At 75.8% G+C, this 24,619-nt stretch carries 23 protein-coding genes and 1 tRNA gene; 16 read left to right on the top strand and 8 right to left on the bottom strand.

Annotated features, from left to right (window positions below; genetic code table 11):
* Positions 1 to 18 precede the first annotated feature (18 nt).
* The 12 genes from HNR08_RS19955 (at position 19) to HNR08_RS19900 (ending at position 11,015) form a co-directional block, all read left to right on the top strand.
* On the top strand, positions 19 to 885 hold the full coding sequence (locus tag HNR08_RS19955) for a ParA family protein (protein ID WP_146837054.1): 867 nt from the start codon (positions 19 to 21) through the stop codon (positions 883 to 885).
* Entirely contained in the window at positions 869 to 1,795 is a 927-nt protein-coding gene (locus HNR08_RS19950; protein WP_146837051.1) for a segregation and condensation protein A, read from the top strand. Before HNR08_RS19955 ends, HNR08_RS19950 begins: the two co-directional genes overlap by 17 nt.
* Positions 1,792 to 2,481 (top strand): SMC-Scp complex subunit ScpB, encoded by a 690-nt coding sequence (gene scpB, locus HNR08_RS19945; RefSeq protein WP_146837048.1) that lies wholly within the window; start codon positions 1,792 to 1,794, stop codon positions 2,479 to 2,481. The genes HNR08_RS19950 and scpB overlap by 4 nt, the downstream gene beginning before the upstream one ends.
* Positions 2,481 to 3,710, top strand: a complete 1,230-nt coding sequence (locus tag HNR08_RS22090) for a pseudouridine synthase (RefSeq protein ID WP_246803312.1) — start codon at positions 2,481 to 2,483, stop codon at positions 3,708 to 3,710. Before scpB ends, HNR08_RS22090 begins: the two co-directional genes overlap by 1 nt.
* A complete protein-coding gene (locus HNR08_RS19935; RefSeq protein WP_146840685.1) occupies positions 3,707 to 4,825 on the top strand; it encodes a prephenate dehydrogenase in 1,119 nt (372 codons plus the stop codon). Before HNR08_RS22090 ends, HNR08_RS19935 begins: the two co-directional genes overlap by 4 nt.
* The gene (gene cmk / locus HNR08_RS19930) at positions 4,807 to 5,544 is read left to right on the top strand and encodes a (d)CMP kinase (RefSeq protein WP_146840684.1); all 738 of its coding nucleotides are present in this window, start codon (positions 4,807 to 4,809) and stop codon (positions 5,542 to 5,544) included. The genes HNR08_RS19935 and cmk overlap by 19 nt, the downstream gene beginning before the upstream one ends.
* Positions 5,541 to 6,200 carry a lysophospholipid acyltransferase family protein gene (locus tag HNR08_RS19925; protein WP_146840683.1) on the top strand — a complete coding sequence of 220 codons (660 nt, stop codon included), beginning with the start codon at positions 5,541 to 5,543 and terminating at the stop codon, positions 6,198 to 6,200. Before cmk ends, HNR08_RS19925 begins: the two co-directional genes overlap by 4 nt.
* A 50-nt stretch (positions 6,201 to 6,250) precedes the next feature.
* Entirely contained in the window at positions 6,251 to 7,813 is a 1,563-nt protein-coding gene (gene der / locus HNR08_RS19920; RefSeq protein ID WP_146840682.1) for a ribosome biogenesis GTPase Der, read from the top strand.
* Entirely contained in the window at positions 7,810 to 8,907 is a 1,098-nt protein-coding gene (locus HNR08_RS19915) for a hypothetical protein (protein ID WP_146840681.1), read from the top strand. Before der ends, HNR08_RS19915 begins: the two co-directional genes overlap by 4 nt.
* Before the next feature lie 82 nt (positions 8,908 to 8,989).
* Positions 8,990 to 9,652, top strand: coding sequence for a GntR family transcriptional regulator (locus tag HNR08_RS19910; protein WP_146840680.1), 663 nt, complete (start codon positions 8,990 to 8,992; stop codon positions 9,650 to 9,652).
* Positions 9,649 to 10,914: an MFS transporter gene (locus HNR08_RS19905; protein ID WP_246803208.1), complete on the top strand. Its 1,266-nt coding sequence runs from the start codon at positions 9,649 to 9,651 to the stop codon at positions 10,912 to 10,914. The genes HNR08_RS19910 and HNR08_RS19905 overlap by 4 nt, the downstream gene beginning before the upstream one ends.
* Positions 10,915 to 10,941: 27 nt before the next feature.
* A tRNA-Pro gene (locus tag HNR08_RS19900) sits at positions 10,942 to 11,015 on the top strand.
* Between the two features lie 68 nt (positions 11,016 to 11,083).
* On the opposite strand, the gene HNR08_RS19895 is transcribed toward HNR08_RS19900, so the two are convergent.
* Positions 11,084 to 12,406: an alpha-L-fucosidase gene (locus HNR08_RS19895; RefSeq protein ID WP_146840679.1), complete on the bottom strand. Its 1,323-nt coding sequence runs from the start codon at positions 12,404 to 12,406 to the stop codon at positions 11,084 to 11,086.
* Between the two features lie 208 nt (positions 12,407 to 12,614).
* Here HNR08_RS19895 and HNR08_RS19890 point away from each other — a divergent pair, with 208 nt between their 5' ends.
* Positions 12,615 to 13,250 (top strand): SGNH/GDSL hydrolase family protein, encoded by a 636-nt coding sequence (locus HNR08_RS19890; protein ID WP_146840678.1) that lies wholly within the window; start codon positions 12,615 to 12,617, stop codon positions 13,248 to 13,250.
* Positions 13,247 to 13,909, top strand: coding sequence for a GntR family transcriptional regulator (locus HNR08_RS19885; protein ID WP_146840677.1), 663 nt, complete (start codon positions 13,247 to 13,249; stop codon positions 13,907 to 13,909). Before HNR08_RS19890 ends, HNR08_RS19885 begins: the two co-directional genes overlap by 4 nt.
* Here HNR08_RS19885 and HNR08_RS19880 read toward each other — a convergent pair.
* The 7 genes from HNR08_RS19880 to HNR08_RS19850 form a co-directional block, all read right to left on the bottom strand.
* A complete protein-coding gene (locus HNR08_RS19880; RefSeq protein WP_183835241.1) occupies positions 13,906 to 14,772 on the bottom strand; it encodes an amidohydrolase family protein in 867 nt (288 codons plus the stop codon). The genes HNR08_RS19885 and HNR08_RS19880 overlap by 4 nt on opposite strands.
* Positions 14,769 to 15,773: an aldo/keto reductase gene (locus HNR08_RS19875; RefSeq protein ID WP_146837968.1), complete on the bottom strand. Its 1,005-nt coding sequence runs from the start codon at positions 15,771 to 15,773 to the stop codon at positions 14,769 to 14,771. The genes HNR08_RS19880 and HNR08_RS19875 overlap by 4 nt, the downstream gene beginning before the upstream one ends.
* The gene (locus HNR08_RS19870; RefSeq protein ID WP_146837966.1) at positions 15,743 to 16,591 is read right to left on the bottom strand and encodes an RraA family protein; all 849 of its coding nucleotides are present in this window, start codon (positions 16,589 to 16,591) and stop codon (positions 15,743 to 15,745) included. Before HNR08_RS19870 ends, HNR08_RS19875 begins: the two co-directional genes overlap by 31 nt.
* Positions 16,592 to 16,593: 2 nt before the next feature.
* Positions 16,594 to 18,546 (bottom strand): DUF8034 domain-containing protein, encoded by a 1,953-nt coding sequence (locus HNR08_RS19865; RefSeq protein WP_146837964.1) that lies wholly within the window; start codon positions 18,544 to 18,546, stop codon positions 16,594 to 16,596.
* A gap of 6 nt (positions 18,547 to 18,552) precedes the next feature.
* Positions 18,553 to 19,482 carry a carbohydrate ABC transporter permease gene (locus HNR08_RS19860; RefSeq protein ID WP_221286394.1) on the bottom strand — a complete coding sequence of 310 codons (930 nt, stop codon included), beginning with the start codon at positions 19,480 to 19,482 and terminating at the stop codon, positions 18,553 to 18,555.
* The gene (locus tag HNR08_RS19855) at positions 19,482 to 20,423 is read right to left on the bottom strand and encodes a carbohydrate ABC transporter permease (protein WP_146837962.1); all 942 of its coding nucleotides are present in this window, start codon (positions 20,421 to 20,423) and stop codon (positions 19,482 to 19,484) included. The genes HNR08_RS19860 and HNR08_RS19855 overlap by 1 nt, the downstream gene beginning before the upstream one ends.
* Positions 20,424 to 20,497: 74 nt before the next feature.
* Positions 20,498 to 21,760: an ABC transporter substrate-binding protein gene (locus HNR08_RS19850; protein ID WP_146837960.1), complete on the bottom strand. Its 1,263-nt coding sequence runs from the start codon at positions 21,758 to 21,760 to the stop codon at positions 20,498 to 20,500.
* A gap of 208 nt (positions 21,761 to 21,968) precedes the next feature.
* Here HNR08_RS19850 and HNR08_RS19845 point away from each other — a divergent pair, with 208 nt between their 5' ends.
* Both HNR08_RS19845 and HNR08_RS19840 read left to right on the top strand, forming a co-directional pair.
* On the top strand, positions 21,969 to 23,483 hold the full coding sequence (locus tag HNR08_RS19845; protein WP_146837958.1) for an MFS transporter: 1,515 nt from the start codon (positions 21,969 to 21,971) through the stop codon (positions 23,481 to 23,483).
* 38 nt (positions 23,484 to 23,521) lie between these two features.
* A complete protein-coding gene (locus HNR08_RS19840) occupies positions 23,522 to 24,598 on the top strand; it encodes an aminopeptidase P family protein (protein WP_146837982.1) in 1,077 nt (358 codons plus the stop codon).
* Positions 24,599 to 24,619 lie beyond the last annotated feature (21 nt).

The raw sequence follows: 24,619 nt of genomic DNA, 5'->3' as shown, positions 1-24,619 counted from the left end.
CTCCGGTAGGTTGTGCGGGTGGCACGCGAGGAGACGACCGAGACCGTTCTCGACCCGGTGGGCAGGCCCCTGCCCGACTTCCCCGTCCCCGCCCCCCTCGCCGCGCACGGGCCCGCACGCGTGATCGCGATGTGCAACCAGAAGGGCGGGGTCGGCAAGACGACCACGACCATCAACCTGGCCGCCGCGCTCGCCGAGTACGGGCGCCGGGTGCTCATCGTCGACTTCGACCCGCAGGGCGCCGCGTCCGTCGGCCTGGGCACCAGCCCGCACGAGCTCGACCGCACCGTGTACGACCTGCTGGTCGACCGGAACGCCGTCATCACGGACCTGGTGCGGCCCACCGAGATCCCGGGCCTGGACCTGCTGCCGGCGAACATCGACCTGTCCGCGGCCGAGGTCCAGCTCGTGTCCGAGGTCGCCCGGGAGTCGATCCTGTCGCGCGTCCTGCGGCCCGTGCTGGACGACTACGACGTCGTGCTCATCGACTGCCAGCCGTCGCTCGGCCTGCTCACCGTGAACGCCCTGACCGCGGCGCACGGCGTGCTCATCCCGCTGGAGTGCGAGTTCTTCGCGCTGCGCGGCGTGGCCCTCCTGGTCGAGACCATCGAGAAGGTGCGCGACCGGCTGAACCCGCGCCTCGAGGTCGACGGCATCCTCGCGACGATGTACGACCCCCGCACGCTGCACGCCCGCGAGGTCGTGGCCCGGGTGTACGAGGCGTTCGGCGACACGCTGCTGCAGACCGTCATCGGCCGGACCGTGAAGTTCCCGGACGCGTCCGTCGCGGCGGAGCCGATCACCACCTACGCGCCGACGCACGCGGGGGCGCACGCCTACCGGCAGCTGGCCCGGGAGCTCGTCGCCCGTGGCGACGCCGCCTGAGACCCCCGCGCCCGACGCCGCCGCACCGGAGGCCGTCGCCGCCCCCGTCGGGTCGAGCGCCTTCGAGGTGCACCTGGAGAACTTCTCGGGGCCGTTCGACCTGCTGCTGGGGCTGATCTCCAAGCACAAGCTCGACATCACCGAGGTCGCGCTCGCCGCGGTCACGGACGAGTTCATCGCGTACATCCGCGCGGCGGAGCGGTCGGCGGCGGACGGCGGGCGCACGTGGGACCTCGGGCAGGCCAGCGAGTTCCTGCTGGTGGCGGCGACGCTGCTCGACCTCAAGGCGGCCCGGCTGCTGCCCGCGGGCGACGTCGAGGACGCCGAGGACCTCGAGCTGCTGGAGGCCCGGGACCTGCTGTTCGCCCGCCTGCTGCAGTACCGCGCGTACAAGGTCGTGGCTGCCGACATCGGGCGCCGGCTGACCGAGCAGGGCAAGCGGCTGCCGCGGACCGTCGAGCTGGAGCCGCACCTCGCGGCCATGCTGCCCGAGCTCGTGTGGCAGATCGGGCCGCAGGAGCTCGCCGCGCTGGCCGCGAAGGCGCTCGCGCCACCGCCCCCGCCGCCGGGCGTGGACATCAGCCACCTGCACGCGCCCGCGGTCTCGGTGCGGGAGCAGGCGGCGGTGCTGGCGGACCGGCTGCGGCACGGCGGATCGGCGACGTTCCGGGCGCTGACGGCGGACGCCGGGTCGACGCTGGTCGTGGTGGCGCGGTTCCTGGCGCTGCTGGAGCTGTTCCGGGAGGGCGCGGTCGGGTTCGACCAGGTGACGCCGCTGGGGGAGCTCACGGTGCGGTGGACGGCGACGGGCGACGGGGACGTGGCGGTGACGACGGACTTCGACGAGGACGACGACCCGGCCGCGGTGGCCGCGGTGCCGGACGGGGTGGACGAGGGGACGGGCCGATGACCGACGAGGCGACCGCGGGGCCGCAGGAGGCGCAGGAGCCGCCGGTGCCGCTCGGCGAGGGGGAGCAGCCGCCCGCGCCCGAGGAGCTCGCGTTCGACGTGGCCGACCTGCCCGGGGGCGCCCTGGCGGCGCTCGAGGCCGTGCTCATGGTGGCCGACGAGCCCATCCCCGCCGTGCGGCTCGCCGCGGTGCTCGGGCTGCCGACCGGGGACGTCGTGGACCTGCTGCGCACGCTGGCCGAGGAGTACCGCGGCGAGCACGGCGGGCGGCCCCGCGGGTTCGAGCTCCGCCAGGCCGGCGAGGGCTGGCGGATCTACTCCGCACCCGCGTACCACCAGGTCGTCGGCGCCTTCGTGCTCGACGGGCAGACCGCCCGGCTGACCCAGGCCGCGCTGGAGACGCTGGCGGTGATCGCCTACCGGCAGCCGGTCACGCGCGGGCAGGTCTCGGGTGTGCGCGGCGTCAACGTGGACGGCGTCGTGCGGACGCTGACGGCACGCGGCCTGGTGACCGAGGCGGGTACCGACCCGACCTCGGGTGCGCTGCTGTACCGGACCACGGGATACTTCCTCGAGCGGATGGGCCTCACGAGCCTCGACGAGCTGCCCCCGCTCGCCCCGTACCTGCCCGAGATCGACGCGTTCGACGGGCTCGACGGGGCCGACGGTACGACAGGAGACGTGTGATGAGTGCAGCAGGACAGGGCGGCGGTCGCGGCCGCGGCGGCGCCGGTGGTGGCGCGGGCCGGGGTGCCGGCGGCGCCGGTGGGCGGTCGGGCGGCGGCGCGAGCCGCGGCGGGCGGCCCACCGGGGGGCGGCCGGGCGGCGGCGCCGGGCGGCCGGGCGGGTCCGGCGACGGCGGGCGCTCCCGCGACGGCGGCTGGTCGGGCGGCGGCGGGCGGTCCGGCGGGCCCGCACGCTCCGGCGGCGGCTGGTCCGGCGGTGCCGAGCGGTCCGGCGAGGGCGGCGCCCGGTCGGGCGGTCCGCGGTCCGGCGGTGCCCCCCGCACCGGCGCGGCGCCCTCCCGCGGTGCGGGCGGCTCGCGCGGCGCGGGCGGCTCGCGCGGCGCCGGCGTCTCCCGCCCCGGTGCGCAGGGCGTCGGCCGCCCCGGCTCCCGCTGGCCCGCGGCCCCCGCGCGCCCGGCCGGCCCCCGCCGGCCGCGCAGCGAGCCGACGGTGGACGTGCACGACCCCGAGGGCGTCCGCCTGCAGAAGGTGCTCGCGCAGGCGGGCCTCGGTTCCCGCCGCGCCTGCGAGGAGCTCATCGCGGCGGGCCGGGTGTCCGTGGACGGCCAGGTCGTCCTCGAGCTCGGCGTGCGCGTGGACCCGCGCAGCGCCCAGATCCACGTGGACGGCCTGCGCCTGCAGCTCGACCAGTCGGTGGTGACGATCGCGCTGAACAAGCCGCTGGGCGTCGTCTCGACGATGCACGACCCCGAGGGCCGGCCGTCGCTCGCGGAGTTCGTGGCGGGTCGCGAGGAGCGGCTGTTCCACGTCGGGCGCCTGGACGCCGACTCGGAGGGCCTGATCCTCCTGACCAACGACGGCGAGCTGGCCAACCGGCTCTCGCACCCGTCGCACGGCGTCACGAAGACCTACCTCGCGACCGTCGAGGGCCGCGTGCCCGGCGGGGTCGGCGCGCGGCTGAAGCGCGGCGTCGAGCTCGAGGACGGGGTGGTCGCGGTCGACGCGTTCCGCGTGGTCGACGCGACGCCGCAGGCCAGCCTGGTCGAGATCGTGCTGCACGAGGGCCGCAACCGCGTGGTCCGGCGCCTGCTGGAGGAGGTCGGGCACCCCGTGACCCGCCTGCTGCGCACCCAGATCGGCCCGATCAAGCTCGGCGACCTCAAGGTCGGCCGCACGCGCGTCCTCGGGAAGGCGGAGGTCGGCTCGCTCATGACCTCGGTGGGGATGTGAGCGCGGCGGCCGTCGCGACCCGGGGGCCGGTGCGCGTCGTCGGCACGGGGCTGCTCGGCGCGTCCGTGGGCCTGGCCCTGGCGACCCGCGGCGTGGACGTCACCCTGGCCGACCCGTCGCGCACCGCGCTGGCGCTGGCCCGGGACGTCGGGGCCGGCCGGCCCGCGGAGCCGGGCGACCCGGAGCCGGCGCTGGTGGTCGTGGCCGCGCCGCCGGACGTGACGGCCGACGTCGTGCGCGCCGAGCTCGCCGCGCACCCGGACGCGGTGGTCACCGACGTGGCGAGCGTCAAGGGCTACGTGCTGCGCGAGCTGCGCGCCGCGGGCGCCGACCTGACCCGGTACGTCGGCTCGCACCCGATGGCCGGGCGGGAGCGCTCCGGCCCCGCGGCGGCGGTCCCGGACCTGTTCGTGGGCCGGCCGTGGGTGGTCGTCGACTCGGGGGAGTCCCGGCCGGACGCGCTGCTCGCGGTGCGGGCGCTGGCGGCGGACCTCGGCGGCGTGCCCGTGACGATGGACGCGGACGCGCACGACGCGGCGGTGGCGGCGGTGTCGCACGTGCCGCAGGTCGCGGCCAGCCTGGTCGCCGCGCGGCTGCGGGGCGCCGAGCCGGACGCGCTCGGGCTCGCGGGCCAGGGGCTGCGGGACGTCACGCGGATCGCGTCATCGGACCCGGCGCTGTGGACGTCGATCCTCGCGGCGAACGCCGGCGCGGTGCGGGACGTCCTGGCGGGCCTGCGCGACGACCTGGACGAGGTGCTGGGCGCGCTGGACAGCGCGGCGCGCGCGACCGGGCCGGAGGACGTGGAGCTCGGCGCGCTGGCGCGGATCGCGCGGCTGATCGCGGACGGCAACGCCGGCGTCGGGCTGGTGCCCGGCAAGCACGGCGGCGCCCCGCGGCGGTACGCGGTGGTCACGGCCCTCGTGCCCGACCAGCCGGGCGAGCTCGCCCGGCTGCTGACCGACGTCGGCGCCGCCGGCGTGAACCTGGAGGAGCTGCAGCTCGAGCACGCGGCGGGACGACCCGTCGGCATGGCGTCGGTGTCCGTGGACCCGGCCCGCTCGGCGCACCTGGAGGCGGAGCTGACGGCCCGCGGATGGAGGCTGGTGAGGTGACGGCGAGCGCACGGCGCCCCGTGGTGGTGGCGATCGACGGGCCGTCCGGCTCGGGGAAGTCGACGGTGTCCCGGCGGGTCGCCGAGCGGCTCGGCCTCGCGTACCTGGACACCGGGGCGATGTACCGCGCGGCGACCTGGTGGGCGCTGCACCGGGGCGTGCCGCTCGCCGACGCCGACGCGGTGGCCGCGCTGATCCGGGACATGCCCCTGGTCATGGGCGTCGACCCCCGGGACCCCGGGGTGCACGTCGACGGGCACGACGTCGGCGAGGCGATCCGCGAGACCGCGATCTCCGCGGCCGTCAGCGCCGTCGCGACGAATCTCGAGGTCCGGGCCGAGCTCGGCCGGCGGCAGCGCGACGAGATCGCCGCGCAGGCCGCGTCGTCGTCGTTCTCCGGCGGGCGCGGCATCGTCGCCGAGGGCCGCGACATCACCACCGTCATCGCCCCCGACGCCGACGTCCGGCTGCTGCTCACCGCGAGCGAGGAGGCCCGGCTGGCCCGGCGCGCCCGCGAGGTGCACGGCACGGCCGACGCCGCAGCCGTCGAGGCGACCCGCGACCAGGTGGTGCGCCGCGACGCGGACGACTCGACGGTCTCGCAGTTCCTCGTGGCGGCGGACGGCGTCGTGACCGTCGACTCCTCGGGGCTGGACCTGGAGCAGACCGTGCAGGCCGTGCTCGACGTGGTGGCCCGCACCGCGGACCTCCACGCGTGACCCGCGGGTACGCCGAGCGGCCGGTCCCGGGCTGGGCCCGCGCGATCGGCAGGACGCTCGCGCACGGCGTGTGGGACGCCCGCGTGGTCGGCGCCGAGCACGTGCCGGCCACCGGGCCGGTGCTGTTCGCCGCCAACCACACCAGCGTGGTCGACGGGCCGCTCCTGGAGGGCGTGACGCCGCGGCCGGTGCACATCCTGGTCAAGGAGGAGATGTTCACCGGGCCGTTCGCGGGCATCCTGCGCGCGTCCGGGCAGATCCCCGTCGACCGCTCGGGCGGACGCGAGGCCCTGGCCACGGCGCTGAAGGTGCTCCAGCGCGGCGACGCCGTCGGGGTGTTCCCCGAGGGGAACCGCGGGCGGGGCGACGCGGCGTCCGCGCGCGCCGGGGTGGCGTGGCTGGCCGTGAACGGGTCCGCGCCGGTCGTGCCGGTCGCGGTGCTCGGCACCCGGCGCACGGGGGAGTCGGTCGGGCACGTCCCGGGGTTCCGGCGGCGGCTGCACGTCGAGTTCGGGGAGCCGGTGCACGTCGGGCGCACCGAGGGCATGTCGCGCCGGGAGGCGACGTCGGCGGCCATCGAGGCGATCCGCGAGGCCCTGTCGGCGCTGGTGGCGGACGCCCAGGCGCGCACCCGGTTCACGCTCCCGACGGACTGACCCGCGGGGCGCGGTCGTCCCGGGGTCCGCCGTCGGGGACAATGGTGCCCATGCGTGACAGCGGGCCGGACCGGCCGACCACCAGCGGGACCGTCGAGGACGGGTACGGCGACGACCTCGCCGACGGCACCCGGAGCCTCGCGGACGAGGCCGTCGTCGACCCCGCGGCCCAGGCCGAGGACGACGCGGCGCGCGAGCGCGCCCTGCGGGCGGGCCTCGAGGAGTACGAGCTCGGGGACGAGGACGTCGCCCTGCTGTCCGGGGAGTACGACGACGAGGACGGCGGCGGCGCCGAGCTCGCGCTGCCGGTGCTCGCCGTCGTCGGCCGGCCGAACGTCGGCAAGTCGACGCTGGTCAACCGCATCCTCGGCCGCCGCGAGGCCGTCGTCGAGGACAGGCCGGGCGTGACCCGGGACCGGGTGTCCTACCCAGCGGAGTGGGCCGGCCGCCGGTTCACGCTGGTGGACACCGGCGGCTGGGAGGTCGACGTCGCCGGCATCGAGGCCCGGGTCGCCGAGCAGGCCGAGGTCGCCATCGAGCTCGCGGACGCGGTCCTGTTCGTCGTGGACGCGACCGTCGGCCCGACCGCCACGGACGAGCGGGTCGTGCGGCTGCTCCGCAAGTCCGGCAAGCCCGTCGTGCTCTGCGCCAACAAGGTCGACGGCCCGCGGGTCGAGGCCGACGCCGCCGAGCTGTGGAGCCTCGGCCTCGGCGAGCCGCACCCGGTGTCCGCCCTGCACGGCCGCGGCACCGGCGACCTGCTGGACGCCGCGGTCGGCGCGCTGCCCGAGGTGTCGGCGCACGGCGTCGCCCGCCCGGGCGGCCCGCGCCGCGTCGCGCTGGTCGGCCGGCCGAACGTCGGCAAGTCCTCGCTGCTGAACAAGGTCCTGGGCGAGAACCGCGTCGTCGTCGACGACGTCGCCGGCACCACCCGGGACCCGGTCGACGAGCTGGTCGAGCTCAAGGGCGTCCCGTGGTGGTTCGTCGACACCGCCGGCATCCGGCGCCGCGTGCACCAGACGTCGGGCGCGGACTTCTACGCCTCGCTGCGCACCCAGGCGGCGATCGAGAAGGCCGAGGTCGCCGTCGTGCTGCTGGACGCGAGCCAGCCGCTGACCGAGCAGGACACCCGCGTGATCCAGCAGGTCATCGACGCCGGGCGCGCGCTGGTCATCGCGTACAACAAGTGGGACCTCATGGACGAGGACCGCCGCCCGTACCTGGAGCGCGAGATCGAGAAGGAGCTCGTGCAGATCCAGTGGGCGCCGCGGGTGAACATCTCCGCGCGGACCGGCTGGCACACCGACCGGCTGGTGCCGGCGCTGACCCGGTCGCTCGAGTCCTGGGACACCCGCGTGCCCACCGGCCGGCTGAACGCCTTCCTCGGCGAGCTCGTGGCCGCGCACCCGCACCCGCTGCGGGGCGGCAAGCAGCCCCGCATCCTGTTCGCGACCCAGGCGTCCACCCGGCCGCCGCGGTTCGTCATCTTCGCGACCGGCTTCCTCGAGGCGGGGTACCGCCGGTTCATCGAGCGCCGGCTGCGCGAGACCTTCGGGTTCGAGGGCTCGCCGATCTCGATCTCGGTGCGCGTGCGGGAGAAGCGCAAGCGGTGACGCGGGAGGCGGCGCCCGGGCGCGGCACGGAGGCGGGGCGCCGCCCGCTGCTGCCGCGCCGGTCGCCGCTGCTCGTGCTCGGCCTGCCGCGCGACCCCGCGGGGCCGCGGCACGTGGCCGGGTTCCTCGCCGTCACGGTGCTGACCGTGCTGGTCACGCGCGGGCTGCTGGCGCTGACCGGGTTCCCGCAGTTCGGGGGCGGCGGGCTGCACATCGCGCACGTCCTGTGGGGCGGGCTGCTGATGGCGGTCGCGGTCGTCGGGGTGCTGTCCTGGGCCGGGCCCGTGGTGCGGCCGCTGGCGGCGCTGGTCGGCGGGGTGGGGTTCGGGCTGTTCATCGACGAGATCGGCAAGTTCGTCACGGCGGACAACGACTACTTCTACGCGCCGACCGCGTCGCTGATCTACGTGGTCGTCGTGCTGCTCGTGCTCGTCGGCGAGGTGATCCACGGGCGCCGGGCGCGGGACCCGCACGAGACGCTCGCCGCCGCCGCGGACCTGGCCGTCGCCGGGCTGGCCGGCGGGTTCTCGGCGCGCGCCCGCCGGCAGGCCCGCGCGCTGGTCGACGCCGCCGGGGAGGTGCACGGCAGCGCGCAGGTCCGGGTGCTGCTCGACGCGGTGGAGGACGACGCGCGCGAGCTGCCCGACCCGATCGGGGTCGTGTCGCGGGCGGTCGTCGCGACGTCCCGGCGCGTCGTGCGGGTGCGGTGGCTGCCGCGGGTGACCGTCGCGGTGCTGGCCCTCGCGACGCTCTTCACCGTCGGCCGGGGGATCGCGCTGGTGGCCGGCGGGGCGGACCTGCCCTGGTGGGCGCTGGTCGGCATGCTCGCCTCCGGGGCGGCGTCGCTCGTCTGCTCGGGGGTCGGGCTGCGGCTGGTCGGGCGGGACCGGGCGCGCGGGTACGAGTGGTTCCGGCGGGCCGTGCTGGTGAACCTGCTGCTGACGCAGATCTTCCTGTTCCGCGTGGACCAGTGGAGCGCCGTCGGCGGGCTCGTCGTGGACCTCGTGCTGCTCGGGCTGGTGGCGGCGGAGCTCGACGTGCTGCGGGACGGCGAGGGCGCCGGGCCGGGGCGGGTGCGGGCCGCGGCGGCCTGAGCGCGCGCGCCGCGGGCCGGGTCGTCCCACGTCCTGGACGTGCGGCGCACACATGGACACGACTGAGATACATGTAGTGCCCATGGAAGCCGCCGTCGCGTCCGCCGCCCCGCCCGCCGCCGAGACCGCCTACCGCCACGTCAAGGACGCGCTGCTCACCGGGCGGCTCGCCGCCGGGTCGATGGTCAGCGAAGGGGATGTCGCCGGCGAGCTCGCGATGAGCCGGACCCCGGTGCGCGAGGCGTTCCTGCGGCTGGCCGCCGAGGGGTGGCTGCGGCTGTTCCCCAAGCGCGGGGCGCTCGTCGTGCCGGTCGCCCCCGGCGAGGCCGAGGCGGTCGTGGACGCGCGGCTGCTGCTGGAGTCGCACGCCGTGGACGTCGTCGCCGCCGGTCCGGACGAGGGACGCGCGCGCCTCGTGGCCGCCCTGCGCGACCTGCTGGACCGGCAGCGCGCCGCCGTCGCCGCGGGCGACCTGGCCGCGTACGCCGAGCACGACGCGGCCTTCCACCAGGCGATCGTCGCGGCGGGCGGGAACGCGCTGCTCACCGACTTCTCCGTGACGCTGCGGGAGCGGCAGCGGCGGATGATCGCGCTGTCCGTGGGCGCCGCGGGGGAGCGGGCGCCCGGGTTCGTCGAGGGCCACGAGGCGCTGCTCGCGGCGGTCGAGGCCGGGGATGCCGCGGCGTTCCGGGAGCGGCTCGGCGAGCACCTGCACGGCGCGCACCTGCGGGGGGTGGCCCGGTGACGGCGACCGAGGAGCGGGTCGCCGCCGCGGCCCCCGCCGAGGGCTCCGGTGCCCCGTCCCGGGCCTGGCTCCGCGTCGGCGGCCTCATGTTCGCCGTCGCCTGGGGCGGCAACGAGTTCACCCCGCTGCTCGTCATGTACCGCGAGGTCAGCCACCTCTCGGCGCTCACCGTGAACGTGCTGCTGGGCGCCTACGTGCTCGGCATCGTGCCCGCGCTGCTGGTCGGCGGCCCGCTGTCCGACCGGTACGGCCGCCGCCCGCTGCTGCTGCCCGCCGCGCCGCTCGGCATCGTCGGGTCGCTCGTGCTCGCGCTCGGCCCGGCGTCCGTGCCGGCGCTGGCCGTCGGCCGGGTGCTGTCCGGCCTCGCCCTCGGGCTCGTCATGGCTGTCGGCACCACGTGGGTCGCCGAGCTGTGCGCCGCCGCGGGCGAGCCGCGCACCGGGGCCCGCCGGGCGTCGCTGTCGCTGACGGCCGGCTTCCTGCTGGGCGCCGGCGTCGCCGGGGTGCTGGCGCAGTGGGGCCCGTGGCGGACGGGGACGCCGTACCTGCTGCACGCGGCGGTCACGGTCGTCGCCGGGCTGGTGGTCCTGGGGGTCCCGGAGACGCACCCGGCCCCGGCACCGGCCGACCGGGGGCGGCTGCGCGACGACCTGCGGATCCCCGCGGTCGGCCACCGCCGGTTCCTGCGCGTCGTGCTGCCGCTCGCGCCGTGGGTGTTCGGGGCGGTCGGCTCCGCGTACGCCGTGCTCCCCGGACTGATGCGGTCCCACTCCGGGGGCGTGCCGATCGCGTTCTCCGCGCTGCTCACCGTCGTCACGCTCGGCGTCGGGTTCGGGGTGCAGTCGGTCGCCCGCCTCATCGACACCCGGCACAGCGCCCGGGCGTCCGTGGTGGCGCTCGTCATCCTCGTCGCCGGGATGATCCTCGCGGCGTGGGCGTCGCGCACGCTGTCCCTGCCGGTCGTGCTGCTCGCCGCCGCGGTGCTCGGCGCCGGGTACGGGCTCGCGCTCGTCGCCGGGCTCTCCGAGGTGCAGCGCATCGCGACCCCGGCCGACCTCGCCGGGCTCACCGCGGTGTACTACTCGGCGGCGTACCTCGGGTTCTTCGTCCCGGCGCTGCTCGCGTGGCTGTCCACGCGGTGGGCGTACCCGGCGATGTTCCTCGGCGGGGCCGTCGTCGCGGCGGCGTGCCTGGTCGTGGTCGCGTGCGCGTGGCGCGCCCACCTGCCGGCGGGGGACAGCGGGACCGTCCGCATACGGTAGAGTTGCGGAGGCTCCTGCGGGGGCCATCGGGCTGTGGCGCAGCTTGGTAGCGCACTTGACTGGGGGTCAAGGGGTCGCAGGTTCAAATCCTGTCAGCCCGACAGGAGAGCCCCGGTGGGACCACGTCTCACCGGGGCTCCGTCGTCTCCGGGCCGTGCCGCGGGAGTCGCTACCGGGCGGGGTCGAGGAACACCTCCACGACCGGCACCGCCACGTCCGGCCGCACGGTGGGCAGGTGGAGCGTGAGCGTCCCGGGCGGCTGCCCGCCCGGGACCGTGTTCCAGGCCTTCTGCTCGGGGTCCGACCGGGAGCCGCGGACCTCCGACCCGTCGTGGAGCAGCTGCGCGTACCGCACCCGGTCGCCGATGCCGCGCAGGTGCAGGTGCCCGAACGGCCACGCGAACAGGTGCAGGTACAGCCGGTCGGCGCGCTGGGTGAGCACCACGCCCGGGGGCAGGCCGGGCGCGAGCGCGTCCGCGACCTCGGGCTCGGCCGGTCCGGCTCCGGTGACCGCCCGGCCGTGGAGGCGCATCCAGTCGCCCAGCGCGGCGAGGGTGGCGGCGTCGCGCGGGGGGATCCGGCCCCGCCCGTCCGGGCCGGTGTTCAGCAGCAGGTTCCCGCCCTTGGACACGGTGTCGACCAGCATCCGCACCAGGAGGTCCGGGTCCTTGAAGCGCGTGTTGTCGCGGTCGTAGCCCCAGCTGCCGTTCAGCGTCTGGCAGGCCTCCCACACGAGCAGCCGGCCGGCCTCGTCGCGCGGCGGGGCGTCCGGCTGGTACTGCTCGGGCGTCACGAGGTCGCCCGGGATGCCCAGGCGGTCGTTCACCACGGCCTGGGGCTGGAGCTCGCGGACCATCGCGAGCAGGGCCTCGGCGTCCCAGTCCTGCGGGTACTTGCCCCGCCACCCGTGCTTGTCCTCCGCGAACGTGAAGTCGAAGAAGACGTAGTCCACCGGCCCGTAGCCCGTCAGGAGCTCCCGCACCTGCGCGTGCAGGTACGCGCGGTACCGCGCCATGTCCCGGCCCTCGTTGAGAGCGTGCGCGTCGGGGTCGTCGCGGCGGGGGTGCACGTGGTCGACCGTGAAGTCGGGGTGGTGCCAGTCGATGACCGAGTGGTAGAGGCCGAGGTGCAGGCCCTCGGCGCGCACCGCCTCGGCGAGCTCGGCCACGAGGTCGCGGCCGCGGGTGCGGGCGAGTCCGTAGTCGCTGACGGCGGAGTCCCAGAGCGCGAAGCCGTCGTGGTGCTTGGTGGTGAGCACGACGTACCGCATCCCGGCGTCCCTGGCGGCGCGGGCGATCGCGCGCGCGTCGAACAGGTCGGGGTCGAACACCTCGGCGTAGCGCGCGTACTGCTCGACGGTCAGCCGCTCGTTGCTCATCACCCACTCGTGCCGGGCGGCGGCGGAGTAGGGGCCCAGGTGCACGAACAGGCCGAACCGGGCCTCGGTGAACCACGCCTGCTCGGGGCGCAGGGTCGGGGCGGACGGGGTCACAGGGCATCGCTCCTCGGGGTGGCGGCGGTCGCGGACGGGGGGAGCCGTGCGGACAGGGTTCGCCTCATCGCGTGTGCTCCGACCTCTCGCACGGTCCCGGTCCTGGGCACGCTACACTAATCGATAATCGGTGAGCGCGCGCCCGGCGGATGCGCCCGGCGCGCCGGCCCGCGCACCCGGCGCACCCGGCGACGAAGAGGAGAGGCCCATGACCACACCCCGACGACTCGTCTTCGTCGGCGACTCGATCACCGACGCCGGCCGGGACCGCGCCGACGCCGCGTCGCTCGGCGACGGCTACGTCGGCCTCGTCGCCCGTGCCCTGCCGGGCACCCGCGTCGTCAACCTCGGCGTCGCGGGCGACCGGGCGGTCGACCTCGAGGCGCGGTGGGAGTGCGACGTGACGCCGTCGGCGCCGGACGTGCTCACCGTGTACGTGGGGGTCAACGACACCTGGCGCCGGTTCGACGCGGGCGAGGCCACCAGCGCCGAGGCGTTCGAGGCCACCTACCGCCGGCTGCTGGCGCGGGTGCCCGGCGGTGCCCGGCTGGTGCTCGTCGAGCCGTACCTCCTGCCCGTGCGGCCGGAGCAGCACGTGTGGCTGGACGACCTCGCCGGCAAGCGCGAGGTCGTCACCCGGCTCGCCGCGGAGACGGGCGCTGCCCTGGTCCCGCTGCACCGGGCGCTCACGCGTGCGGCGGCCGGGCCGGGCGCCGCCGCGCTCGCGCCCGACGGGGTGCACCCCACGCCGGCGGGATCGCGGATCATCGCCGACGCGTGGCTCGCGGCGTCCGGCGAGGACGGGCAAACGATTGTCGATAGCGACGCTAGGCTGGCGGGATGACGGACGCCCTGAGCTCGATCGGCGGCCTGGAGCGCGGGCTCCTGTCGGACCAGATCTACGACCTCGTGAAGTCGATGATCAAGACGTCGCAGCTGACGCCCGGCGAGCAGCTCGTCGAGTCCCAGCTCGCCCGGCGGCTCCAGGTGAGCCAGGCCCCCGTGCGCGACGCCCTCAAGCGCCTCGCCCACGAGGGCCTGGTGACGCACGTGCGCCACCAGGGCAACTTCGTCGCGCAGTACTCCGACGAGGAGGCGCAGCAGGCGAAGCAGGCCCGGGTCGCCGTCGAGGCCCTGGCCGGCCGGCTCGCGTGCGGGCGGCTCGTCCCGGAGACGCGGGCCCGCCTGGAGGAGGTCATCGACGCCATGCACGGCGCGGTGGACGCCCAGGACCTGCCGGCGTTCCGCGAGCTCGACTTCGGGTTCCACCGCGCCGTGATCGAGGCGAGCGGCAACGGCTACCTGCCCCGGATGTGGGACATCATCGAGCCGAGCCTGCGGTCGCTGCACCTGCTCGGCGACCCCGAGTTCACAGGTGACTGGCACCAGGTGGCGGACTGGCACCGCAGCCTGCTGGACGCCCTGGACTCCGGTGACCCCGAGGCGGCCTCGGCGTTGTTCGAGGCGCACGCCGCCGGCACGCTGCTGGACCGGGCGGACTAGCCCCCGGCGCCGTAGAGCCGCGCCGCCGTGCCGCGCCACACCGCGTGGGCGGCTGCGGCGCCGAGGGCGGGCAGCGCGCGTGCGGTCCGCGCGACGATCTCCTCGTACGGCGCCACGCGCGCCGACATCGGCCAGTCGCTGCCGACCATGAGCCGGTCCGGCCCGAGCAGGTCGAGCGCCGCGCGGGCGGCCCCGGCGACGCGGCCGGCGTCGTCGGGCCGGGTGGTGTGCAGCCCGGAGAGCTTCGCGTGGACCCGGGGGTGAGCCGCGGCGGCCGCCAGGCCCACCCGCCAGGTGGCGTCCGGCTCCCCGCCGCCGAGACCCAGGTGGCACACGACGACGTCGAGGCCGGGGTGCCGGCGCGCGACGGCCGCGACCGCGGGCAGCTGCTCGGGGCGGACGAGGGTCTCGAGCACCCGGCCCGACGCGGCGAGGCCCTCGCACAGGGCGTCCAGGCCGGCGACGTCGGCCAGGTCCGCCGCACCACCCGGGACGGCGAGGCGCACGCCGGCGATCCGGGCCGGGGTGCGCACGTCGTCGAGCACGGCCTGCGCCATGCCGGCCCAGGCGCCGGGGCGTCCGGGCCGGGCGTCGTACTGCAGCACGACCGGACCGGGCAGCGGCCCGTGCGCGGCCGCCTGCCGCAGCAGCCAGCGCGCCTCCGCCGCCGTGTCCGCGGCCTGCACGGCGACGGCGGCGCGGACCGGTACGGGCGAGGCCCCGGCGGCGCGGGCGAGGTCCTCCGGGCCGACCCGTGCCGGCAGGCCGAGGTCGTCCCGGAACCACGAGATCCGCGCGGCGGCGGTGTCCCACAGGTGCACGTGCGCGTCGACCAGCCCGTCGGCACCGCCCGACGCGGTCACGGACGGACCGGGGCCGCCGCGCCGGCCCCGGCGATCGCGTCGAGCTCCGGCCACAGGCGGTCCGGGACGTGGGCGCTCGCCGCGGCGGCGGCCACGTCGACCTCGGCCGGGGTGCGCGCGCCCACCACGACCGCCTCCACGCCGGGGAGGCGCAGCGGGTACCGCACGGCGGCGGTCGGCAGATCGGTCCCGGCCGCGGCGCACGCGGCGGCCATGCGCCGCGCCCGGTCCACCTGGTCCGGTGAGGCCGGGCGGTAGTCGAAGTACGGCGCGGACACGGGGTCGGCCAGCACACCGGAGTTGTAGACGCCGGCGGCGACCACGCCGGTCCCGCGCGCCCGGGCCGCGGGGAGCAGGTCGTCGAGGCCCGTCCGGTCCAGCAGCGTGAGGCGCCCCGCGGGCATCACGACGTCCAGGACGCCGGCGCTCTCGCGCACGAGCCGGGCCACGGGCGCCGTGCGCCCCATCCCGACGCCGACCGCCCGCACGACGCCCTGGTCGCGCAGCTCGAGCAGGGCCGGGAGCGCGCCCCGGAGCGCCTCGTCGACGTCCGCGGGGTCGTGCAGGTACAGCAGGTCGACGCGGTCGGTGCCGAGCCGGATGAGGCTGCCCTCGAGCGAACGCAGCACCCCGTCGCGGCTCAGGTCGCCCACGGTCCGGCCGCCTGGTCCGCCGGTCCCGCCCGGCGGGGCGGGCACGCCGTCGGCGTCGACGATCGTCCGGCCGACCTTCGTGGCGATCACCACGGAGCCGCGGTCGACGCCGGCGAGGGCGCGGCCCAGGCGCAGCTCGCTGACGCCCTCGCCGTAGTGCGGTGCGGTGTCGAAGAACCGGATGCCGCGCTCCAGGGCGCGCCCCACCGTCGCCTCCGCGTCGGCCTCGGCCACCGGCGTGTAGAGGTTGCCGATGGGCGCGCAGCCCAGCCCGAACGACGCGAGGGGGACCGCGTCCGGCCCCGCGCCGGCCGGGGTCAGCGGGCGGAGCGCTGCGCGGAACGCCATGCCTCGAACTCCCCTCGCGTGTCCGGGGTCAGCGGGTAGTAGTCGCTCAGGCGGGCGCCCTCGTCGAGCCGGCGGCGGCTGAAGACCTCCCACTCCTCGTGGTCCTGCGCCGACTCGACGACCTGCTCGGCCATGGCGCGCGGGACGATGACGGGTCCGTCGTCGTCCGCCACCACGAGGTCGCCCGGCAGGCACAGCACGCCGCCGACCGCGACCGGCACGTCGTAGGCCCAGGGGAAGAGCTCGGACTGCGAGGCGTAGTGCGGCGTCACCCCGGTGGACCACACCGGAAGCCCGAGCTCGCGGATCCGCCCGGAGTCGCGGATCCGCCCGTCCACCACGATGCCGGCGCCGCCCTTGCGCTGGAAGTAGCGCGCCAGGATGTCGCCCACGCAGCCGGAGAACCGGCTGCCGTACGCCTGGATCACGAGCACGTCGCCGGGCCGGACCGTCTCCAGGACGTGCCACAGCGCGGTGTGCCGCTCCACGTACTCCTGGTCGTCGCCGGCGGCGAGGTCCTCGCGCTGGGGCATGAACTGCAGGGTCAGCGCCGAGCCCACTACGCGGTACCCGGGCGCGAGCGGCCGCGGGCCCTCTACGAACGAGTGCCTGATCCCCAGCCCGTGCAGCTTGGCGCACGCGGTCGCCGACGACACCCGGCCGAGCCGCTCGAGGGCGGCGGCGTCGGCGCGCTCGAACGGGGCGCCGCGCACGGGCAGCGTGACGGCGGGCCGGGCGGGGGCCGCCGCCGTGCCGCCGGGCCCGGGGTCCAGCGGCAACGGGTCCAGGGGCAGTCCGCGGGTGAGGGCGTCGGTCATGGTCAGGCTCCTTCGTGGTGCGGGTGGCCGTGCCGCAGGTGACGCGGCGCGCCGGCGGCGGGCACGGTGAGCAGGACGACGTCGGCGCGGTGCGACGGCGGCAGCTCGACGAGCAGGTCGGGCGCGTCCAGGGGGACGGTCGCGGTGGCCCCGGCTCCGCGGACACCGGCCGCCGAGGTCGACGGGCCGGGCCACGTGCCGCCCTCCTCGCGGCGCGCCTCGACCCCGGCGAGGCGTTCCTCGCCGAACCGCGACGGGCGCACGCGCACCCGCCGGCGTTGCGTGGGCGACAGGTTGACGAGGGTGAGCGCCACCCGGCCGGTGCGGTCGGCCCCGCGCTCCAGCCCGGTGACGAGGGCGGCGACGTCCGGCGGGAGGCCCGGCCGTCCGCGGTCGGCGTCGGTGTACGCGACGGCCGCGAACGGCAGGCCGCCGTTGTAGAGCGTCTGCGGCGTGCCGGTGACGAGCTGGCCGAGCACCTCGGTGACCACCGGGTTCGCGCGCTGCCAGAAGTGCAGGTGCACCGTGGCGGGGTCGACCGGCTCGGCGTCCATGACGGCGACCCGGCGCGCGAGCTGGCCCAGCGCCATCGACAGGGCGCGCTCCGGGTAGTCCGGCCGCGTGCCGTCGAGGAAGGCCAGCCACGGGCCCTCGTGCCCGGCCTCGACCTTGTCGCGGAACGGCCGTACCTCGCGGGAGCCCGGCACGCCGTCCAGGACGCGCTCCAGCCGCTTGCGGTCGGCGTCGTCGCGCGTCCACCACCACAGCCACGTCGGCAGGTCGAGCTGGAGGGGGCCGAAGTCGAACCAGCCCTGCGCGCCGTACCGGTAGGGCACGAGCGTCGCGGGCTCGGCCGCGTGCACGCCCAGGCGCTCGATCCAGCCGGTCCTCAGGCTGAACGGCGTGTCGGTGACCGGGGCGGTGATCGCGTGCTCGAGGACGGTGTCGAGCATGGTGCGCACCAGGTCGAGCGGGGCGTCGTCGCGGACGGGCGAGACGAAGGACGCGTTGATCCCGCCGATCAGCGTGCTCATGCCGACCGAGTGCAGGCCGTGCGGCCAGGTCCAGCCGTAGTGCCCGCCGTACCAGGCTCCGCCGTGGAGGCCGCCGACGGTCCCGTCCGGCGCCACGTTGTCCGGCATCAGCCCGCCCGCGGCCGCCGCGCGCTCGCGCCAGCCGTCGACGTACCTCGTGACCCAGGCGGCCGACGCGGGGTCGCCGTCGTAGAGCCAGCGGTTGGTGACGAGCGACGTCGCAGCGAGGTTGACCGCGGTGTCCCCGGCGGCGCGGCGCTGCAGCTCGGCCCCCATCAGGCGGGCGCGCGCGGGGTCCTCGAGGTCGGACCACTGCGTGATCCCGGGCAGGCCGTGCAGCGGGAGGCCGTAGGCCGCCATGTAGTCCAGCGACGCGGGGTAGGTCTGCCACTCGGGGCCGAGCCCGGGCAGCGGCCCGCGCGCCCCGGTGTGCGGCGCCGTGATCATGTTCCGGGCCGGGTCGTAGTTGCCCCGCGCGGGGTCGGTGTAGAGCCCGGCGAACCGGCGGGCGCGCTCGGCGAACCGCTCGTCGGCCGGGTCGGCGGCGCAGAGGCCGTAGAACAGCAGCAGCGACTCGCCCTGGTGGAACCAGTCGTACCCGTTCTCGTAGCCGCCGGTGAGCATGCCGGCCTCGGTGAGCTGGGCGGTCACGCCCTCGAAGTGGTGCTTCGCCGCGTCGAGGACGGCGTCGCTGCCCCCGAGCGCGTAGAACGCGGGCCAGTTGAAGAACGGCTCGTACAGGTCGTCGACGCCGTCCCGGTCCTCGAAGCCGCCCGCGTCCCGGATGCGCCCGTCGGGCTCGCAGTAGCGCGCGGAGAACAGCCGCCAGGCCTCCTCGGTCGCGTCGAAGAGGCGGCGCTCGAGCACGGCCCAGGCCGGGACCTCGTGCAGCGGCGTGGTGGGGATGCGGGGGTCGGTCACGGTGCGTCAGCCCTTCGTCGCCCCGGCGACCAGGCCGCCGATGATGTGCCGCTGCATGAGGACGAAGAACAGGACCGCGGGGCTCACGGCCAGCAGCAGGGTCGGGAAGACCGTCGTGTAGTCGGTGCTGAACTCGCCCACGGCGGCGTAGACGCCGGTGGTGACGGTGTAGATGCCGGAGCTCGGGCCGAGGATGATCTGCGGGCTCACGAAGTCGTTCCACACGCTGATCGAGTTCAGCACGACGATCGTGGCCACCACGGGCCGCATGATCGGGAAGATGCACGCCCAGAACGCGCGGATGCGCCCGGCGCCGTCGAGCGCGGCGGCCTCGTCGATGTCGCGCGGCACGGTGCGCAGGTACGCCGCGAACAGGAAGATCGTCACCGGCAGGGTCGCGGCGGTCTCGAAGAGGATGAAGCCCGGGATCGTGTTGATCAGGCCGAGGACCCGCAGCACGAACACCACGGGGATGAGCGTGACCTGCCCGGGGATGAACAGACCGGAGACGAACAGCAGGAGCAGGCCGAGGTGCCACTTCGAGCGGCCCCGCGCGATGACGTAGGCGACCGGCGCGGCCAGCGCGATGCCGCACACGTTGACCAGGGCGACGAACAGCAGGGTGACCCCGTAGGCCCGCACGACGTTGAACTTCTCGCTGGTGAGCGCGGCCTGCAGGTACTCCAGGCTGAACGTGTCGGGGCCGATCGCCAGCGGCGAGGAGATGATCGCGTCCTGCGGCTTGAACGCGTTGATCACCATGATGTACAGCGGCACCAGCATGACCAGCGCCCCGAGGCCGAGCACCACCCACGTGAGCACCGTGCCGGGGCCGGGCGCGGTCCGGCGCCGGGGGCGGGCCGCCGGGCGGTCCGCGCCGCGGGGGACGCGCGCCGTCCCGGTGACGGGGGTCGTCGAGTGCGTCGTCGTGGTCATCAGTCGGTCACCTTCTTCTCCGCGCCGCGCCGGGCGAACGTCACCGCGAGCCCCAGCACGGCCGTGACCAGCAGCAGGATCACCGACTGCGCGGCACCGAAGCCGAGCTCGGACTGGGCGAACGAGTCCCGCAGGATCTGGTAGACGATCGTCTGGGTCGACCCGGCGGGGCCGCCGTCGGTGAGGGCCAGGACGACGTCGTACACCTTGAGCAGCCCCACCAGGGTGAGCACGAGGTTCACCGTGAACACGGGGGCGATGAGCGGCAGCGTCACGTTGCGGAACTGCTGCCACCTCGAGGCGCCGTCGACCGTGGCGGCCTCGTAGTACTCGGTGGGGACCGACTTGATGCCGGCCAGGAACAGGATCATGTTGAACCCGAAGTGCGACCAGACGATCGTGAGGATCACGCTCGCCTTGGCGAAGCCGACCTCGGTGAGGAACGGCACCGGTCCCACGCCCAGGTGGTCCAGCAGGCCGTTGACGGCGCCCTGGGGCGAGAGCATCGCCGACCACAGGAAGCCGATGATCAGCGCGCTGATGATGTACGGGTAGAAGAAGATCGTGCGCAGCAGCGTGTTCGCGCGGCTGTTGCCGGCGATCAGCGCGGCGATGAGCAGCCCCACCCCGTTGCACAGCACCGTGCCGACGAGGGCGACGACCGCGGTGAAGACCGCGGCGTCCACCGTGCGGGGGTTCCGGAAGGCCTCGGCGTAGTTGTCGAACCCGATGAAGGTGAAGTTCAGGCTGTAGCCGTTCCAGTCGGTCAGGCTCAGCACGAACGCCAGGACCATCGGCACGATGAACATCGCCAGGAAGACCAGGACCGCCGGCCCGCCCATGACGATGCCGGGCAGCCGGTCGCGCCACACGCGCGCGGCCGGCCGCCGGCGCGGGGGGTCGGGCCGGACCGCGGGCCGCGGGGTCGTCAGGGTTGCCATGCGCGGGGCCTCCGTCGTCGGTGGGGGCCCGGGCGCGGCGGGTGCCGCGCCCGGGCGGGTGGGGTGCGGCCGGCTCAGCCGAGCTGGGCCGCGAACCAGTCGTCCATCGCGGCGGTCACCTGGTCGGGTGCGGTCCCGCCGATCAGCGCCTGCGTCTGCGCGTTGATCTCGTCCGAGTAGCCGGTGGGCAGGGTCCGCTCGCCGTAGCCCTGGCCGGTGGGCGTGTAGGAGTCGGCCGGGGTGTCCGCGACGATCTGGAGGAGCTCCTCGCCGAGGGCGTCCATCTCGTACTCGTAGCCGTCGCGGAAGTTGCCGTCCACCTCGAGCTGGGCCGACACCGCCGTCTGGTCGGTGACCAGGAACTCGACGAGCCGCGCGGCCGCGTCCTGGTGCGCGCTGGACCGGAGGATCGAGTACGGGCTGGCGATGTTGGCGCCCATCGCCGGGGCGTCGACGCCCTCGACGGCCGGGGCGCGGAACACGCCGATGTCCGCCTTCTCGGTGGCCTTCGCCTCGCTGCCCGCGAACCAGCTGCCCATCGGGTAGATCGCGCTCTTCCCGGAGAGGAACGCCTGCTCGGCGTCGGCGTACTTGATGCCGAGCGCGTCCTTGGGCACGTAGCCCTGCGCCACCCAGTCGACGTACGTGGCGACGGCGTCCCCGTACGTCTCGGAGAACGTCGTCTCGCCCGCGGTCATGTGCGCGAACCACTGCGGGTCCTCGCCGACGACCGACGGCAGGCCGAGCGCCTGCAGCGAGTGGCTGGTCATCCAGTCGCCCCCGGTCTGGAGCGGGGTCCAGCCGGCGTCCTGGAGCGCGCCCAGCGCCGCGGTGAGCTCCTCGACCGTCGTCGGCACCTCGGCGATGCCGGCTTCCGCGAAGGCGGTCCTGTTGTAGAAGTACAGGCTCTGGAGCTGGAATCCGATGCCCGCCATGTAGTACTTGCCGTCGATCGAGTACTGGTCGGCCAGGGGGCCCTCGGTGGCCCAGTCGTAGTCCGACAGGTCGACCAGCTCGGGGGCGAGGTCGGTCGTGGGCGGCAGCGACTGCACGACGTCGGGCGCGTCGCCGGCGGTGAGCAGGCGGGGGAGCGCGGCGGTGACGCCCTCGGCGCCGGGGTTCTGGATCACCACGTCGAGGTCGGGGTTGGCGTCCTCGAACGGCTCGACCAGCGTGTTCCAGAACTCCTCGGTGAGGTTGGGGGTCACGTTGACGAGCATGGTGACCTGCGTCGTCCCGCCGGAGCCGGCCTCGTCGCCGGAGCCGGCGCAGCCGGCGACCGCGAGCGCGGCCACGGCGAGGGTGCCGGCGCTCGCCAGGGTGCGGTGCTTGATCATCGTTGATCCTCTCGGGTGGCCGCCCGACCGGGCACGCACCTGCGCGCGCCCGGCGTCCGGCCCACGGGTGTCGTCCGGTGTGGAGGGACGTTCGGAGACTAATCGATAATCGTTGGGAAGGGAAGGGTGGGCGCTCACCCTCCCCGGGTGAGCGCCCACCCCCGCCGCCCGCCCTAGCGTCGAGCCCACCACACGGGGGAGGACGGGCATGGCGGACGCGCGGAGCAACCGGGGCAGGGGCGTCCTCGCGGCCACCTGCCTGTCCACCCTCGTGGTGAACGCGAACACGTCGGCGGTGAGCATCCTGCTCCCGGCGATCAGCGAGGACACCGGCACGTCCGTGAGCGTCCTGCAGTGGGCGGTGACCGGGTACTCGCTGGTGGGCGCGGCGGTGATCGTGACGTCCGGATCGCTGGGGGACGTGTTCGGGCGCAAGCGGGTGTTCCAGCTGGGCCTGCTGCTGTTCGTGGCGTCCTGCGTCCTGATCGCGCTGTCCACCAGCGGCACGGGTGTGATCGTGGGCCGGCTGATCCAGGGGGCCGCGGGCGCGACGATCCTGGCGTGCGGGCTGAGCCTGCTGTCCGTGGCGGCGGACGGGGACCAGAAGCTCACGTGGGTGTCCCTGTGGGGCGCGGCGGCCGCGGTCGGGGCGGCGGCGGGCCCGCTGCTCGGCGGCGTGCTCGTGGACGTCACCGGGTGGCAGGGGCTGTTCTGGATCGACGCCGTGGTGGCCGTGGTGTGCATGGGGATCACGTACGCGGCGGTGGCGGAGTCCCGGGACCCGGACCGGCCGCGGTCGATCGACTACCTCGGCACGGTGCTGGTGGCGCTGACGCTCGCACCGCTGATCCTCGGGGTGTCGAAGAGCGGGGACTGGGGGTGGCTGTCGGCGGGGACGATCGGCTGCCTCGCGGTGAGCGTGGTGGCGGGGTACCTGTTCGTCGTCGTCGAGAAGCGGGTGGCGGTGCCGCTGCTGGACCTGGCGCTGCTGCGGAACCGGATCCTGGTGGGCGCGACGCTGGCGATCCTCATCGGGGCCGGCACGATCAACGGCCTGATGTACCTGCTGAGCCTGTACCTGCAGAACCCGGTCGCGCTGGGGTTCACGCCGCTCCAGGCGGGGCTCGCGACGCTGCCGGCGACCGTGGGGCTCGTGGTCGTGGCGCCGATGGTGCCGCAGCTCGCGAGACGCTGGGGCGGGCGGCAGACCATCGGGATCGGGTTCCTCGTCACGACGGCGGGGTTCGTGGTGGTCGGGTTCACGCAGGCCTCCTGGACGTACGTGTGGTTCCTGCTGCCCCTGATCGCGATCGCCGTGGGGATGGGGCTGTCGAACGGGCCGTCGTCGTCGGCGGCGACCGCGGCGGTGCCGGAGGAGCAGGTCGGCGGGGCGTCGGGCGTGTCGAACATGGCCCGGTACGTCGGGGCGGCCGTGGCGACGGCGCTGGCGGCGACGATCTACGCGTCGGTGGACGCGAACCAGCAGGCCGACGGGGCGTCGGAGGCGGACGCGCTCGCCGCGGGGCTCGCCGCGGCGTCCTGGGTGATGGCCGCGATCAGCGCGCTGGGCGTGCTGCTCGCGGTGGTCGCGATCCGGCGGCACCGTGCGGCGCAGGGCACGCTGCAGGACTCCGCCGCGGCGGCCGCGGCCCACCTCATCACGCTGCCGACCACGGCCGCGGGTGCCGCCCGGGCCCGGCCGACGACGGAGGACGCGCCGTGAGCGCCGCGCCGTTCACCACCGAGGACTACGCCGCGCGGATGGCGCGGGTCGTGGCCGACGCGGGGGCCGCGGGGCTGGACGGGGTGCTGGTGACGCCGGGGCCGGACCTCGTGTGGCTGACCGGGTACCGGCCGACGGCGATCACCGAGCGTCTGACGGTGCTCCTGCTGACGGCGGACCGCGAGCCGACCCTGCTGGTGCCGACCCTGGAGCGGCCCGACGCGGAGGCCGCGCCCGGGGCCGCGGCGACGACGCTCGCCGACTGGACCGACGGCGCCGACCCCTACGCGGCGGCCGCGGCCCTGCTGCGCGGCACCGGCACCTACGCCGTGGCCGACAGCGCGTGGGCGCTGCACCTGCTGGGCCTCCAGGCCGCGCTGCCCGGGACGACGTACCACGCCGTCACCGGGCGCCTGCCGATGCTCCGCGCGGTCAAGGACGCCGACGAGCTGGGGCGGCTGGCCGCCGCCGGGGCCGCGGCGGACGCGACCTACGAGGAGATCGTCGGGGTGCGGTTCGCCGGGCGTCGCGAGACCGACGTCGCGGCGGACCTGGCCGACCTGCTCCGCGCGCACGGGCACGAGCAGGTGGACTTCACCGTCGTGGGGTCCGGGCCGAACGGGGCGAACCCGCACCACGAGGCCGGCGAGCGGGTGATCCGGGAGGGCGACTGCGTGGTGCTCGACTTCGGCGGGCTGATGGCCGGCTACGGGTCGGACACCAGCCGGACGGTGTCGGTCGGGGAGCCCGGCCCCGACGTGCGCGAGGTGCACGAGGTCGTGCGGCTCGCGCAGCAGGCCGGGGTCGACGCCGTGCGGCCGGGGGTGGCGTGCCAGGAGGTGGACCGGGCGGCGCGGGCCGTCATCGCGGACGCGGGCTACGGCGACCGGTTCATCCACCGCACGGGGCACGGCATCGGGGTGACGACGCACGAGCCGCCGTACATGATCGAGGGCGAGGAGCTGCCGCTCGTGCCGGGCATGTGCTTCTCCGTCGAGCCGGGGATCTACCTGCCCGGGCGGTTCGGGGTGCGGATCGAGGACATCGTCACGGTCACCGCGGACGGGTCCCGGCGGCTGAACGCGACCGACCGCGGGCTGCGCGTGGTGGGCTGAGGTGCGTCGTCGCGCGTCCCG

The sequence above is a fragment of the Cellulomonas hominis genome (assembly GCF_014201095.1).
Classification (GTDB): domain Bacteria; phylum Actinomycetota; class Actinomycetes; order Actinomycetales; family Cellulomonadaceae; genus Cellulomonas; species Cellulomonas hominis.
The sequence above is the reverse complement of the archived record's forward strand: the minus strand, read 5'-3'. Positions and strand labels throughout refer to the sequence as shown.

Excerpts from the sequence above, each read along its gene's own strand:
- HNR08_RS19860 (WP_221286394.1), bottom strand. The coding sequence starts at position 19,482 with ATGACCACGACGACGCACTCGACGACCCCCGTCACCGGGACGGCGCGC.
- scpB (WP_146837048.1), top strand. The coding sequence starts at position 1,792 with ATGACCGACGAGGCGACCGCGGGGCCGCAGGAGGCGCAGGAGCCGCCG.
- cmk (WP_146840684.1), top strand. The coding sequence starts at position 4,807 with ATGGAGGCTGGTGAGGTGACGGCGAGCGCACGGCGCCCCGTGGTGGTG.
- HNR08_RS22090 (WP_246803312.1), top strand. The coding sequence starts at position 2,481 with ATGAGTGCAGCAGGACAGGGCGGCGGTCGCGGCCGCGGCGGCGCCGGT.
- der (WP_146840682.1), top strand. The coding sequence starts at position 6,251 with ATGCGTGACAGCGGGCCGGACCGGCCGACCACCAGCGGGACCGTCGAG.
- HNR08_RS19890 (WP_146840678.1), top strand. The coding sequence starts at position 12,615 with ATGACCACACCCCGACGACTCGTCTTCGTCGGCGACTCGATCACCGAC.
- HNR08_RS19885 (WP_146840677.1), top strand. The coding sequence starts at position 13,247 with ATGACGGACGCCCTGAGCTCGATCGGCGGCCTGGAGCGCGGGCTCCTG.
- HNR08_RS19875 (WP_146837968.1), bottom strand. The coding sequence starts at position 15,773 with ATGGCGTTCCGCGCAGCGCTCCGCCCGCTGACCCCGGCCGGCGCGGGG.
- HNR08_RS19910 (WP_146840680.1), top strand. The coding sequence starts at position 8,990 with ATGGAAGCCGCCGTCGCGTCCGCCGCCCCGCCCGCCGCCGAGACCGCC.
- HNR08_RS19840 (WP_146837982.1), top strand. The coding sequence starts at position 23,522 with ATGGCGCGGGTCGTGGCCGACGCGGGGGCCGCGGGGCTGGACGGGGTG.
- HNR08_RS19845 (WP_146837958.1), top strand. The coding sequence starts at position 21,969 with ATGGCGGACGCGCGGAGCAACCGGGGCAGGGGCGTCCTCGCGGCCACC.
- HNR08_RS19855 (WP_146837962.1), bottom strand. The coding sequence starts at position 20,423 with ATGGCAACCCTGACGACCCCGCGGCCCGCGGTCCGGCCCGACCCCCCG.
- HNR08_RS19850 (WP_146837960.1), bottom strand. The coding sequence starts at position 21,760 with ATGATCAAGCACCGCACCCTGGCGAGCGCCGGCACCCTCGCCGTGGCC.
- HNR08_RS19870 (WP_146837966.1), bottom strand. The coding sequence starts at position 16,591 with ATGACCGACGCCCTCACCCGCGGACTGCCCCTGGACCCGTTGCCGCTG.